The sequence below is a fragment of the Acinetobacter sp. ANC 4805 genome (genome assembly GCF_022549495.1).
In the GTDB taxonomy this organism is placed as follows: Bacteria; Pseudomonadota; Gammaproteobacteria; order Pseudomonadales; family Moraxellaceae; genus Acinetobacter.
In genome coordinates this window covers 22401-36695 of record NZ_JAKZGD010000006.1, presented here as the reverse complement: position 1 = coordinate 36695, position 14295 = coordinate 22401, and the positions used below count along the sequence as shown (strand labels likewise).

General features: G+C 37.4%; 10 protein-coding genes. All 10 read left to right on the top strand.

All coding sequences use genetic code 11. From position 1 onward, the window contains the following. Positions 1-400: 400 nt before the first annotated feature. The 10 genes from MMP60_RS09335 to MMP60_RS09290 all read left to right on the top strand — a co-directional run bounded on the left by MMP60_RS09335 (position 401) and on the right by MMP60_RS09290 (position 14282). Positions 401-1462, top strand: a complete 1062-nt coding sequence (locus MMP60_RS09335; RefSeq protein WP_241336013.1) for an HlyD family secretion protein — start codon at positions 401-403, stop codon at positions 1460-1462. Positions 1463-1487: 25 nt separating this feature from the next. Beyond that, positions 1488-3035, top strand: a complete 1548-nt coding sequence (locus MMP60_RS09330; RefSeq protein WP_241336012.1) for a DHA2 family efflux MFS transporter permease subunit — start codon at positions 1488-1490, stop codon at positions 3033-3035. Between the two features lie 149 nt (positions 3036-3184). Then, positions 3185-4006, top strand: a complete 822-nt coding sequence (locus MMP60_RS09325; RefSeq protein ID WP_241336011.1) for a hypothetical protein — start codon at positions 3185-3187, stop codon at positions 4004-4006. Next, positions 4003-5589: a GH3 auxin-responsive promoter family protein gene (locus MMP60_RS09320; protein ID WP_241336010.1), complete on the top strand. Its 1587-nt coding sequence runs from the start codon at positions 4003-4005 to the stop codon at positions 5587-5589. The genes MMP60_RS09325 and MMP60_RS09320 overlap by 4 nt, the downstream gene beginning before the upstream one ends. Beyond that, positions 5586-6905 (top strand): TolC family protein, encoded by a 1320-nt coding sequence (locus MMP60_RS09315; RefSeq protein WP_241336009.1) that lies wholly within the window; start codon positions 5586-5588, stop codon positions 6903-6905. The genes MMP60_RS09320 and MMP60_RS09315 overlap by 4 nt, the downstream gene beginning before the upstream one ends. Positions 6906-6916: 11 nt before the next feature. Then, positions 6917-8083, top strand: a complete 1167-nt coding sequence (locus MMP60_RS09310) for a hypothetical protein (RefSeq protein ID WP_241336008.1) — start codon at positions 6917-6919, stop codon at positions 8081-8083. A 262-nt stretch (positions 8084-8345) separates the two neighbouring features. Beyond that, positions 8346-9422, top strand: a complete 1077-nt coding sequence (locus MMP60_RS09305; protein ID WP_241336007.1) for an amidohydrolase family protein — start codon at positions 8346-8348, stop codon at positions 9420-9422. A 1-nt stretch (position 9423) separates the two neighbouring features. Beyond that, complete coding sequence (locus tag MMP60_RS09300) at positions 9424-10266, top strand: SDR family NAD(P)-dependent oxidoreductase (RefSeq protein WP_241336006.1); 843 nt, start codon at positions 9424-9426, stop codon at positions 10264-10266. 272 nt (positions 10267-10538) lie between these two features. Continuing rightward, complete coding sequence (locus tag MMP60_RS09295) at positions 10539-12743, top strand: OsmC domain/YcaO domain-containing protein (RefSeq protein WP_241336005.1); 2205 nt, start codon at positions 10539-10541, stop codon at positions 12741-12743. A 300-nt stretch (positions 12744-13043) separates the two neighbouring features. Next, positions 13044-14282, top strand: a complete 1239-nt coding sequence (locus MMP60_RS09290) for an NADH:flavin oxidoreductase/NADH oxidase family protein (RefSeq protein ID WP_241336004.1) — start codon at positions 13044-13046, stop codon at positions 14280-14282. Positions 14283-14295 lie beyond the last annotated feature (13 nt).

Genomic DNA, 14295 nt, shown 5'->3' with positions numbered 1-14295 from the left:
ACATTTTTATAACCATCTGATATTCAAAAATTCTAATTTTTTGACAGATAAAAAGATCAATCTAATAAAACATGATCTATATCATTAAGAGCTGATATTTATTAAGTTTATCTATTAATATCAAGGGTGTATTGAGATTTTAAGTACACTTCAAATTATTATAAGCATGAAAATATTGGCTTTCATCATATTTTTTTTGACAAATATTATTGGCACAAATACACTTGTTCACTGAAATAAAGGTCAATGACATTTTATTACATCAAGAACGATAATTTACATCAATTTGATATTTATAGCACTTTGTTTAGTTTGGCTAAATGAATGTTATAAGAGTGATTGCCCATATTTGACTTGGGTTAAAATAAAAACCTTACATTACAAGCACATGGATTTGTATATGGATACCTTGGTTCAGGTAGAAACGGATGTTAATTTCCAAAAACGGAAAAAAGTAACTTGGATTGTTTTTAGCTTACTTAGTTTAAGCCTGATAGCAGGGTTAATATATTATTTTTTAGTATTTCGATTTTATCAATCAACTGATAATGCGTATGTTCAAGCTGATGTCACTTGGGTAATGCCTAAAGTTTCAGGGGAAGTACTTGAGCTTATTATTAGTGATAATCAAGTTGTAAAAAAGGGCGAGCCTTTGGCTATTTTAGATCATCGAGATTATCAAGCTCGTTATGATCAAGCTCGCTCAGTTGTAAGCTTAAAAGAAGCTGCACTTGGTGTGCAGCAACAGAATGAAAAGTCCGCGCATTCAACGATTGCCGAAGCAAATAGTGGTGTCCTTGCTGCTGAAGCAGATTTATCTCGTTTAAAAAAGGACTTTTCCCGTTATCAAGATTTATTAAAAGATGGGGTGATTACTCGACAAAATTTTGAGGGCATTCAATCTCAATATTTAGCAGCACAAGCGCAATTAAGTAAGGCACAAGCAACAGTTCATTCGGCTGAAGCGCAATTAGGAAGTTTGCAGGCAAGCCGAGCACAACTTTTAGCAGATATTCAGAGCGCACATGCAACCTCTGATCTTTATCAAATTGATTTAAGCTCAGCAAAAATCATCAGCCCAGTGTCAGGTAAAGTGGGCAGCCTTGCGATACAAAAAGGTTCGCGTGTTTCACCCCAAACACGTTTAATGGCAATTATCCCTGAAAAGAGCTTATATGTTCAGGCAAATTTCAAGGAAACACAAATTGAAAAAATGCATATCGGTCAAAAGGTTAATCTCAAAATTGATGCTTATCCAAGCCTAAGTTACACAGGAAAAATTGAAAGTTTTTCTCCTGCATCAGGTGCAACGTTCTCGCTTATGCCACCAGATAATGCAACAGGTAATTTTAATAAAGTTGTGCAACGTATCCCTGTGCGTATTTCAATTGATTCAACCCCTCATATCGAGCTGATAAAACCTGGAATGTCGGTCAAGGCGACAGTTGACTTAAGAACTTAATAAGAAAGTCATTTAGGTATAAAAAATGGATAAGCATTTAAACGGTGAATGGGAATTTGCACCCAAAATTGCATGGATTATCTTTATTGCGATGATCTTTGGCAATTTCATGGCAATTCTTGACATACAAATTGTTGCAAGCTCGTTGAATGAAGTTCAAGCAGGTATGAGTGCCAGTCGCTATGAGGTGACATGGGTACAAACGGTCTATTTGATTGCTGAAATTATTGCGATTCCAATGTCGAGTATTGTCTCTCGAATTTTATCTACACGGATTTATTACACACTTTGCGCGATTGGTTTTACGATCAGTTCATTACTTTGTGCATTAGCTTGGAACTTAGAAAGCCTATTGGTCTTTCGAGCGATACAAGGGTTTATGGGCGGCGGTATGATTCCGACTTCTATGACTGCCTTATTTTTACTTTTTCCAGAAGTTAAGCGCTCATTACCATTGGTTGTTTTCGGCATGGTCAGTACGTTAGGTCCAGCGATTGGTCCAACCATCGGCGGATGGCTGACCAATAATTTCTCATGGCATTGGATGTTCCTGATTAATATTATTCCAGGAATTATTATTGCGACGATTATTTTTTCAGGGCCAGATATTGATAAAGCAAATCATGCTTTGATCAAGACGATGGATTGGCTCGCCCTCATTGGTATGGCAATGTTTTTAGGCGGGCTTGAATATTTCCTTGATGAAGGTGCTCGTCATGATTGGTTTGTGGATACGGGAGTTCGGTTTGCATTTATCATTTGCGTGATTGGTGCTTTTATTTTCTTCTCACGCAGTTTTACTCAACCAAAACCATTATTAGATTTAAGTGTTTTTAAAAACAAAAACTTTACTTTAAGTGCAATCATTACCTTTGTGATTGGCATGGCATTGTATGGATTAGGCTACATGATCCCTGTATTTCTTGGACAAGTCCGAGAAATGAATAGTAGCCAGATCGGTCATATTATGATGGTCACAGGAATTGTGATGTTCTTCTTTGCACCATTATTGGCATGGTTAATTCCAAATTTTGATACTCGAAAAACAGTATTTATTGGAATGCTTTTAGCAAGTTTTGGAGTCTGGTTAAACTCACATTTAAGTATCCATAGTGATTACGACTTTATGTTTTGGCCACAAGTTTATCGTGGTATTGGGCTCATGATTTGTCTAATTGTTGTATCACATTTAGCCATGAGTACATTACCGCTGTCTAAAGTCGCAGATGCCAGTGGTATTTATAACCTCATGCGTAATATCGGCGGTGCAGTTGGCTTAGCACTTATTAATTCATCATTAGATTGGCTGACTGCTATACATGTCACCCAACTCAATCAATATATGACACCGCAGAACTGGGTGTTTATAGAACGACTCAATCAACTCACAGCACAATATCAAGATATTGGATCAGATGCGCAGCAAATCGCACTCAGTGTTATTTACAGAGATATTCATTATCAAGCACTTACATCGAGCTTTAATGATTTGTTGCGTATGCTCTCAATCATCATGATCACGGCTGCATTTCTTACAATTTTTATGGATAGGGCGAAAAAAATGAATATATAGATACATAAGACTAGAGGGTAAAATCATTTTTCAATGATTTAAAAATAAAATGGGACATATAAAAATATGTTTCCCTAAAAAAATAATATGAATTTTATATTTCTTTATGAGATAGAGATTTTCATATTCAAAATTTAAAGGACTAATTTATGATTAATACAACGGCTAAGATCATCTCAATATTCAACAATAAGGAAACAACTTATGGTCAATATATTGAGCGAGAGAAAATAGGCATTGATCAACTGCAAGCAATGTATTCAATTTATGAACAATATTATGAGAATACCCAGTTTGAAATTTTTTCAGATGATTTCAAAAAGAAAAGTGGGGCGATGTTAATTTTTAACTCAGAAACACATGAAGTTGTTGGTTTTTCTACAGTTGCTGTTCAACATTTTTACTTAAATGGCAAAGACTATACCGTTTTGTTTAGTGGAGATACGGTTATTCTGAAGGAGTTTTGGGGAACTCGAACACTGCAAAGTACTATGCTAAAGCTGATTATAAAACTGAGAGTGAGATATCCTTTTAATGAGTTTTATTGGCTGCTGATTTCAAAAGGCTATAAAACATATTTATTATTAGCCAATAATTATTATGCCTATTACCCAAATATGCAGGGTAATAATGAACACCTATCGACAGTTGTCGAACATTACTGTGAAAATTTCTTTGGTGAATATTATGACAAAGAAGTTGGATTATTGAATTTTGGTGATGACTATCAGCCTTTAAAAAATGAAGTTGCGCCCATTACCGAAGAAATGAGAATAACAAATCCTAAAATACATTTTTTTGAACAAAAAAACCCGACTTGGACAACAGGCACAGAATTACCATGCATCGGTCGATTAAGTTGGAAAGACTTAGCTCGTTTTCCAGCAAGATTCATTACCAAACCAACCAGTAAGGGAAAACACGAGGCAATTCTTACAACATCTAAACTGAGCAAGAGTATCTCAAAATGAAATATACAGAATGGCTCACCTCTGGATCACATATGATCTTGAAACAATGGTGTGATTCGGCGAATAAAGACTTTAAAAAGAATGCCAACAATTTAGAAGCATCTCAACGTCAAATATTGCACTCAATTTTGCAAACGTCCAACCTTGCACGGAAAAAAGATGCCACGACTTATGAACAATTCATAAAATCTTTTAAATCCTCTCGTTATAGCGCATGGCGAGAGGAGATTAATCAATATCGTGAGCAGAAATTATCACTTTCAACCAGTAAGCTCATTCGTTTTCAACCGACCAGTGGTTCGAGTGAACAAATTAAGTTTATTCCTTATACCCAATTGTTTTTAGATGAGCTTGATCATGCGATCGCACCGTGGTTGGCAAGCATGTATCGTAAATGCCCTCAGTTACAATGGGGTACACATTATTGGTCAGTTTCATGGTTGCCTGAAAGCCAACGTGAGGTATTAAAAGATAAAAATCTCAATGATGACAGTGCTTTATTAAGTGTCGGAAAACGTCTTTTATCTAAATTTACTCAGGCTGTTCCCAGTAATGTGGCATTTGCAGCAAATGCGGATGATGCCTTGTTTGCGACCTTATGTTATTTGGTTGCAAACCATAATTTAGCCATGATTTCTGTTTGGAGCCCAACGTTTGCATTGCAATTACTCGATCGTTTAGAGGTAATGCAAGATGAAATTATAGAAGTACTTGATAGTGGTTCATGGGGAGAACGTCAAGCATGTTTAGAGCAAGTTAAAGCACCATTTAGCCCGAAAAGTGCAAAGCGTTTAATGACCGCGACACACGATCATCAAATTGATTTTCAAAAATTATGGCCAAAACTGAGTTTGTTATCGAGTTGGGACACCGCAGGATCAAAAGCTTGGGCTGAGAAATTGCAACAGCGATTACCCTTTGTACAATTTGAAGGTAAGGGGTTATGGGCAACCGAAGGGGTTGTGACGATTCCTTATAACGATCAGTATCCACTGGCATATCAAAGCCATTTTTATGAATTTGAATATTTAGAGGGCGAACAGCAAGGAAAAATAATCCCTTCTTGGGAACTCAAGCTGGGTGATGTGGTTAGTCCAATTATTACCTCAGGCAATGGCTTACTACGCTACTGTTTAGATGATTGCTTATTGGTTACAGGTTTCTTGGAACAAATACCTTGTTTTGAATTTCAGGGTCGTCGTTTTGGTGTGGATTTAGTGGGTGAGAAACTCGCTCCTGAGACAGCCCAACAATTATTGTCTCATTTAAATGAAACCGATTCCAAAGCGATTTCATTGCTTGCGATAGATACGCAGCAACAGGCGAAACCATTTTATTGTGTACTGTTTGAAGGAAATATTCATCACTCAGTTGATCATGAATATATTGACAGTATTTTGCGTCAAAACTTCCATTACGAATTAGCGCGTAATTTAGGTCAACTCGACCAACCGCAAATTCGTAAGGCAGATAATGGTTGGGCTGCTTATAAAAAATTGGTGATGTCTGATGGGCTAATTGAGGGAAATATTAAACCTGAACCGTTAAAGAAAATTACTTTAAATAGTTTGGAACGACTATGAATAGAGGGATCAATCAATTTAAAAGGCAAGCATGCAAGTACCCATATTTAATGTATTTAAGTGTCTTATTTGCTACGAGTTCAGTCGAAGCAATGACTTTAGATGATGCATTTTCTGCAAGTTTGAAGCATGAAAGCCAATTAGAACTGAGTCGCCTCAGTGTTCGTCAATCTACGGCGGTACTTGGTCAAGCAACCCAACGAGATGGACTTAAAGTCAATTTCGTTGGGCAATTAGACTATGAAAAAATAGAAACGCCAACCAATGTGATGTTTCCAACAGAAGGAAATCGCAGGGGGCGTAGTTTGCAACTACAGTTAGATTATCCAATTTACACCTCTGGTCGGCATAGTTTGGGAATCGAAGTTGCGAAGAATCAGCTTTCAGCCCGTCATGAAGCCTTATCAGATCAGCGGTCTGAAACCATATTGAATACGGTGATGGTCTATACCGATGTGCTTAAAAAGACAGCTATTTTAGAACTCAGAAAGAAAACCATGTCTAATCTTCAGCGTTCTTTGTATGAATCACAACGGCGGTTTGATGTCGGCATGATTACAAGAGCAGACTTAGCTCAAGTTCTGGCTCAAGTTGCTCAGGGGCAAGCAGATATTACTCAAGCTCAATCTAATCTGACCATTAGTGAAGCACAATTTTATCAAATCACTGGGGTAACAGCTGATAATTTGGTCGCAATAAATCAATTGCCAAGCATCGCCAATAACGTGGATGACATTCTATCGAAAACCAAGAACCATCCTGCTTTGATACAAGCGAAATATGAAAAGCAAGCGGCAGAAAAGCAATATGCTTTAACCAAAAGGGAACTGTGGCCGACGGTGATGCTCACCAGTAAGCTTGGTACTCAACATGCAGCAACCAATATTGGCTCGGAAAGTAATAATTATATGGTCGGTGTTCAGTTAAATGTACCGCTATATGATGATGGACTTAATCGTGCAAATATCAATAAAGCCCAAGTTGATATTGAACTTGCAAATCAAAAAATTAAAAGTTTGGAATTAGATCTAAATCAGCGTATCCGTACCACTTACGCACAACTTCAAACCATTCGTCAAAATAAAGATGCGCTGCAAAATGCAATTGATGCCGCTTCAATCGCATTTGTATATACCCGTAAAGAATTTGAGTTGGGTACCAAAACAACCTTCGATTTACTCAATACAGAGCAGAAATTATTGGATGTGCAGACTCAAAAAACCGTCAATCAACAAGATGAAGTTGTATTTGTATATCAGCTACTCGATCAGATGGGAAATTTAAACGATTTGGTGTCTGTTCCACATCATCAATAGGTGAATAATCAATGAAAATAGATTCAGTGCAACAACCCCAAAATAATCTCATTACACGTGAGGCAGTGCTTGAAGACGATCAGGGATTGAGAGAACTCATCTCTGTTCCGATGACAACCCGAGGTGTCCAAATCAGTTTTCAACGTGAGCCGAGTTATTTTAAGGCCTCAGACATCCTATATAGACATAAATTACATGTTGTAATTGAGGATACCGAACAGCGGAAAAAGGTAGCCTGCTATAGCAATGGTCATCGTCCATGTTATATCAACAAACAAATACAAAATCTGAGGTATGCCAGCGATCTACGTGTTGATCCAAGTTATCGAGGAAAATCTTTGGTCAAGGTCTTAGGCGCTCATGTGAAAATCAGTATGTATGAGCCTAATTTTAGCCAAATGATTATTTTTGATGATAACCATGCAGCGCGCGCAGCAATGCAAACTGCTAAAACAGGTATGCCAGATTATTATGATGAAGGGTTGATTGAAACTTTAACCTTGACGCATTTGGGAACGAAAAGAAAAATCAAAGCTTTCTTAAATCGTACCGCTCAAGATCATCAGGATATTCGTCATGTTCAATCTTGTATTGCTCAACTTGAACATATCCCTGCAATGAATGACTTTATTGCTGAGATGTCAAAGCACTATAACTTTATTCCTGCATATAATTTTGAAGAACTAGCACAAGGACATCACTATTTTTCAGGAATCAAACTTTCTGATTTTATTCTTTATTTTAAAAATAATAAGCTTGTTGGGATGTTTGGTTTGTGGGATCAACATAGCATTAAACAAACCAAAATTTTACATTACAGTCCTTTAATTGGTGCATTTAGACCAATCTATAATTTGTGCACATCGGTTACGAAAAGTATGCCATTACCTAAGCGTGGTGATTCTTTGAAATACCATGTCTTACATACTTTATTGTGTCATCCAGAATCTCTTGCCTTACACCATCGCATGCTCGCAGATGCCCACAAAATATCAAAAAAATTTGGTATTGGTGTCGTGAGTTTTACACTGTCACATAAAGATCCACGTTATCAACTCAATCAATTTTATAAAGGCGAATGCTTAACAGGAATGCACGGTTTTATCAGTTTTGCTGGAGACCCTCGTTCAAATTTTGATGCGACCCTCATTCCATATCTTGAAATTGGGCGTATTTAACTGACGAGATTGCCATGCAAATACACAGAAAATAGAAACCCTTTTGTCTCGATTTCGATGGCACAGAGGTGTTCTCTGCATCGTTAAATAATTACTGAGACTGGCAATCTACTTTATCGTGGAACATAAATGAATGGAATTCATAGTTTGATATTTAAATAAATCATTTTATTCATAGTCTATTGTTCTGTACGCTAAAACAATTCCACAGGATTTTAAAAATTCAATTCGTGATTGTTATGTGTTCTGGACGAGTATAAGAATGAAAAAACTAGATTTCGCTATAATTGATCCACATATTCATCAATGGGATCCATATCATACGCCACATTCGGCGGCTTTATTGGTCAAACTGCTTGGGAAATATCCAGCAGTGATGGACCAAATGGTTCGTTTTGTGAAACCAAAATCCTTGCTAGATAGTTTAGGGTTGACACAATATGCTTTAAACCCTTATTTACCAATACATTATCGTGCAGACATTGCGCCTTTTTCTATTGATAGCGTGGTACATATTGAGGCGAATTGGCATCATGCAAAAGGGTTTGGTGTTGTCGAAGAAACAGAATGGGTTAAACAACTCAATTTTAAACAACATGACATAACCTTAGGCGCTATCGTAGGTACAGCTGATCCTAGAGAAAAAGGGTTTAAAGATATTTTAAAAGCACATCAAGATGCTAGCCCGTTATTTAGGGGTATTAGAAAGATGGCGTCTTGGCATAAAGATAAAGGAATTTATCGTTGGTGTGATCAACCTCATTTATATCAGTCAAAGAAATTTTTAAAAGGTTTTGAGGATGTCGCAAAACTAGATTTGTCCTTTGATGCATGGGGTTATTCAACTCAGTTAACTGAAATTACAGCTTTAGCAGCAAATTTTCCTCAAACACGTATTGTGGTAGATCACCTTGCGACACCTGCAGGGTTATTTGGTTCGGTTGGTAAGAAAACAGGAATCACCTCAGCGCAACGAACTGACATCTTTAAGCAATGGCAACATGATTTAGGACTATTGGCACAGCAGAAAAATGTTTATGCCAAAATTTCAGGTTTGATGATGCCAGTATTAGGGCATACATTTTATCAACAGCACCGCACTGCAAGCCCTACAGAAATCGTCAATCTATTAACCCCCATGATTCAACACGCAATCAATGTGTTTGGTGTTGATCGAATTATGTATGCCTCTAATTTCCCTATGGATAAGCCAAATGCTGCTCTAAGTGATTTGATCTATGCATATATTCAAATGATCACACCCTATGGCGATCAAGCGTTGTATTCCATATTTAGACAGAATGCGATCAATTTTTATCAATTAAATATAGAGTCATAACATGAAAAATTTTAACCAAAAAGTTGCTGCAATCACAGGAGCAGGATCTGGTATTGGTCAGCAACTTGCGATTCTTCTCGCACAACAAGGTACACATTTGGCATTAAGTGATGTGAATGAGCAAGGCTTAGTAGAAACACGATCTCTCATAGCACAATACCCTGTGAATGCGACGTTCACTCAATTAGATGTATCTAATCAAGAAGCTATACGTGCATGGGCAGCAGATAGCTTTACGCATCACGGTAAAATTAATTTGATTTTTAATAATGCAGGTGTGGCGTTAGCGAGTACGGTTGAAGGAATGAATTATGAAGAAATGGAGTGGATCTTTAATATCAACTTTTGGGGAGTCGTATATGGGACGAAGGAATTTTTACCTTATTTAAAACAAAGTGGCGAAGGGCATGTTATTAATATTTCTAGCTTATTTGGTCTCACTGCGCAACCTACCCAAAGTGCTTATAATGCGACTAAGTTTGCAGTGCGTGGTTTCACTGAAGCTTTGCGCCAAGAATTAGATATCCAAAATAATGGCGTAAGCGCAACTTGTGTTCATCCAGGAGGGATTCGTACTAATATCGCAAATAATGCACGTATGAGTGATAGTATTCGTGCCTTAGGAATGAATCCTGCACGAGCAAGCCGATCATTCAATAAGGTATTAAAAACACCACCTTCAGATGCTGCAAAAATTATTTTAGATGCCGTTAGAAAAAATAAAGCACGTATTTTAATTGGTACTGATGCAAAAATTTTAGATGTCGTGCAAAGAATTACTCCAACTCATTATTCTCAAGCACTTAATTTTCTGACTAAGAAATCGCAGAAAAATGGCAAGTGAATGGTAGAGTGGTAAATGTAAAAATAACTTCTAAGTTATTTTTACATGCTTAATTGCTCATAAATAGACTAGAAAAACAGACAAAAGTTATCAATTACACAAAATACTTCTATAATAGCGCCCATCACGACTAGAGTCAGTTTCCTGTTCAGATGAATGAATGGCTCTAGCTACTCTTTTTAAATCAATTTCTTATCCACGATTCGGGTTATTGATCAATATTTGAAATTTTATGTGTCTGTGCTGACACATAAGAATATTTAGGTGCCAGCATGGAAATCAAGGTTAATTATCTCGACAATCTTCGACAAGAAGCCAAGTTCGATGATTTTACAGTTATCGCTGATCAACCCATTCGTTATAAAGGTGATGGTTCTGCACCGGGTCCATTTGATTACTTTTTAGCATCATCGGCATTATGTGCAGCTTACTTCGTCAAAGTGTATTGTGCTGCCCGTGATATTCCGACAGATAATATTCGTTTATCACAAAATAATATTGTTGACCCTGAAAACCGTTACAAACAGATTTTTAAGATTCAGGTTGAACTACCTGCTGACATTTCTGAAAAAGATCGTCAAGGTATCTTACGTTCGATTGATCGTTGTACCGTGAAGAAAGTAATTCAAACTGGCCCTGAATTTATTATTGAAGAAGTCGAAAGTATTGATGCGGATGCACAAGCACTGTTAATGCCAAGTCTGACTTCAGAAAGCAGCACTTATATTGCAGGGAAAGATTTACCACTAGAAGAAACCATTGCCAACATGTCTGGTATTTTGGCGAATCTAGGGATGAAGATCGAAATTGCATCTTGGCGTAATATTGTTCCAAATGTCTGGTCTTTGCATATCCGTGATGCACAATCACCAATGTGCTTTACTAATGGTAAAGGCTCTACCAAAGAAAGTGCTTTAGCATCAGCTTTAGGTGAGTTCATTGAACGTTTGAACTGTAACTTTTTCTATAATGATCAGTTCTGGGGTGAAGAAATTGCCAATGCAGAATTTGTACATTATCCAGACGAAAAGTGGTTCAAACCGGGTTCGAAAGGTAAATTACCAAAAGAAATTTTGGATGAGTATTGCCTTGAAATTTACAACCCAGATAATGAACTACTGGGTACGCATTTATATGATACCAACTCAGGTAATACAGAGCGTGGTATTTGTTCATTGCCATTTGTGCGTCAGTCAGATAAAGAAGTTGTGTATTTCCCATCGAATCTGATTGAAAACTTGTACCTGAGTAATGGAATGAGTGCAGGTAATACTTTGGCTGAAGCCCAAGTTCAATGTTTATCAGAAATTTTTGAGCGTGCTGTTAAACGTGAAATTTTAGAGGGTGAAATTGCTTTACCTGACGTTCCTCAAGAAGTACTGGCAAAATACCCAAGTATTGTGGCAGGCATCCAAGGTTTAGAAGAACAAGGTTTCCCTGTTTTAGTGAAAGATGCTTCTTTGGGCGGTGATTTCCCAGTGATGTGTGTGACACTGATGAATCCACGTACAGGCGGTGTATTTGCTTCTTTTGGCGCACATCCGAGCTTTGAAGTGGCGTTGGAACGTAGTCTAACTGAACTATTACAAGGGCGTAGTTTTGAAGGTTTAAATGATCTTCCTCAACCAACCTTCCAAAGTGAAGCAGTGACCGAACCGAATAATTTTGTGGAACACTTCATTGACTCAAGTGGCTTAGTTTCATGGCGTTTCTTTAGTGCTAAATCAGATTATGACTTTGTCGAGTGGGATTTCACCAATGAGGGTGAAAACTCAAATGAAGAAGAAGCGGCTGAATTGTTTGGCATTTTGGAAGAAATGGGCAAAGAAGTATATATGGCTGTCTATGAGCATTTAGGTGCAACAGCATGTCGTATCTTAGTTCCAGATTATTCTGAAATTTATTTGGTGGAAGATTTAATTTGGGATAACACCAATAAAGCTTTGGCATTCCGTGAAGATATTTTAAATCTGCATCGCTTAGATCAAACTCAACTTGAAGCTTTAGCCGAGCGTTTAGAAGAGTGTGAATTAGATGATTATACTGAAATCGCGACCTTGATTGGTATTGAATTTGATGACAATACTGTGTGGGGACAGTTGACCATCCTAGAGCTTAAATTATTGATCTATATTGCATTAGAACAATTTGAAGAAGCCAAAGAACTGGTTGAAACCTTCTTACAATACAACACCAATACCGTTGAACGTGGATTATTTTATCAATGCATGAACGTGGTACTTGAAGTATTGCTCGATGATGAGATGGAATTAGAAGATTATGAAACGAATTTCCGTCGTATGTTTGGTAACGAACGTATGGATGCAGTCGTTGGGTCTGTTGAAGGAAATGTTCGTTTCTATGGTCTCACACCAACAAGTATGAAACTTGAGGGGCTTGATCGTCATTTACGTTTGATTGATAGCTATAAGAAGTTGCATCAAGCGCGTGCAAAGGCTGTTGGATTAACTATGTAAATCTCGGTTAAAAATTTGTAGCTCTAAAAAGTGCATGTTGATCATGCACTTTTTTGTTATAGAATGACTAAAATTTTGTGATTAAATATAAGTAATACCAAGGAAAGAATAAAAGCAAAAATAATTCAACTTATTGTTTTTAATATTTTTATTTTCTTCTTGTGTAATGGGTCGCACCAGTTTATTGGCTCTATCATCTTATTAATATTGATAATAAATAGAAATATTTGAATAAAATAGGTTGACATTAAAGTTCACTTTAATCTTAAAGTAAAACCATACAAAATGAGGGCACAAGAAATGAATGTGTTTGAAAGATTGGTTTTCCCAAATGGTTCTCGTATTCCAAACCGCATTGCAAAAGCAGCAATGGAAGAAAATATGGCTGATCTAAACCATGCGCCATCAGAAGCATTGATGCGTTTATATCAAGCATGGGCAGATGGTGGTGTTGGTTTAATCATTACTGGAAATGTGATGGTCGATCGTCGTGCCATGACTGGACCGGGTGGCGTGGTATTGGAAGATGAAAAGTATTTGGACACATTTAAACGTTGGGCGCAAATTGGACGTTCCAAAGGGGCACAAGTTTGGTTGCAGATCAATCACCCTGGTCGACAAATGCAATCGAATTTAGGACAACAAACTTGGGCACCATCGGCTGTTGCATTAGATCTCGGTAAATTATCTGATCGTTTCAGTCTGCCAATTGAAATGACACAAGAGATGATTGAAGAAGTCATTCAACGTTTTGCCAATACCGCTCGTTTAGGTGAAAAAGCAGGATTTAATGGTGTTGAAATCCATGCTGCACATGGTTATTTACTCAGTCAGTTTTTATCACCACTAAGCAACAAACGCCAAGACCAATGGGGTGGTTCATTAGAAAATCGTGCTCGCATTTTGATTGAGATTGTAAAAGCGGTACGTGCCGTAGTGTCAGCAAAATTTACGGTAGCTGTTAAATTAAATTCTGCCGATTTTCAGCGTGGCGGATTCAGTGCAGAAGATGCCCAACAAGTAGTGAAAATGTTAAATGAATTACCTGTAGATTTGGTTGAGCTTTCAGGTGGAAGTTATGAAGCACCTGCAATGCAAGGTCAAGCTAGAGATGGACGAACCTTAGCACGAGAAGCCTATTTTTTAGAGTTTGCCCAAGAGATTCGTAAAGTCGCGAAAATGCCAATGATGGTAACAGGTGGAATTCGTCGCAAACAGGTTGCAGAACAAGTGATTGAAAGTGGTGTCGATATGGTTGGAATTGCCACGGCTTTGGCGATTGATCCCAATTTACCGAATCAGTGGAAACAAGGTCAGGATACTGCACCAGCGTTAAGTGCAATTACATGGGAAAATAAAACGCTCGCTTCACTTGCCAATATGGCAACAGTAAAATTCCAGTTGCGTAAACTGAGTGCAGGTAAGAAAACCAATCCTAAAGTTGCACCTTTATGGGCATTGATTTTACAGCAAACTGCGATGGCACGTCGTACTCGCCAATATAAAAATCATATGCGCGACTATACATTTTCATCTTAAAACAGGGTCTTAG

What these genes read in the sequence shown, in the direction of transcription:
- MMP60_RS09335 (WP_241336013.1), top strand. Translation starts at nt 401, where the DNA reads ATGGATACCTTGGTTCAGGTAGAAACGGATGTTAATTTCCAAAAACGG.
- MMP60_RS09330 (WP_241336012.1), top strand. Translation starts at nt 1,488, where the DNA reads ATGGATAAGCATTTAAACGGTGAATGGGAATTTGCACCCAAAATTGCA.
- MMP60_RS09325 (WP_241336011.1), top strand. Translation starts at nt 3,185, where the DNA reads ATGATTAATACAACGGCTAAGATCATCTCAATATTCAACAATAAGGAA.
- MMP60_RS09320 (WP_241336010.1), top strand. Translation starts at nt 4,003, where the DNA reads ATGAAATATACAGAATGGCTCACCTCTGGATCACATATGATCTTGAAA.
- MMP60_RS09315 (WP_241336009.1), top strand. Translation starts at nt 5,586, where the DNA reads ATGAATAGAGGGATCAATCAATTTAAAAGGCAAGCATGCAAGTACCCA.
- MMP60_RS09310 (WP_241336008.1), top strand. Translation starts at nt 6,917, where the DNA reads ATGAAAATAGATTCAGTGCAACAACCCCAAAATAATCTCATTACACGT.
- MMP60_RS09305 (WP_241336007.1), top strand. Translation starts at nt 8,346, where the DNA reads ATGAAAAAACTAGATTTCGCTATAATTGATCCACATATTCATCAATGG.
- MMP60_RS09300 (WP_241336006.1), top strand. Translation starts at nt 9,424, where the DNA reads ATGAAAAATTTTAACCAAAAAGTTGCTGCAATCACAGGAGCAGGATCT.
- MMP60_RS09295 (WP_241336005.1), top strand. Translation starts at nt 10,539, where the DNA reads ATGGAAATCAAGGTTAATTATCTCGACAATCTTCGACAAGAAGCCAAG.
- MMP60_RS09290 (WP_241336004.1), top strand. Translation starts at nt 13,044, where the DNA reads ATGAATGTGTTTGAAAGATTGGTTTTCCCAAATGGTTCTCGTATTCCA.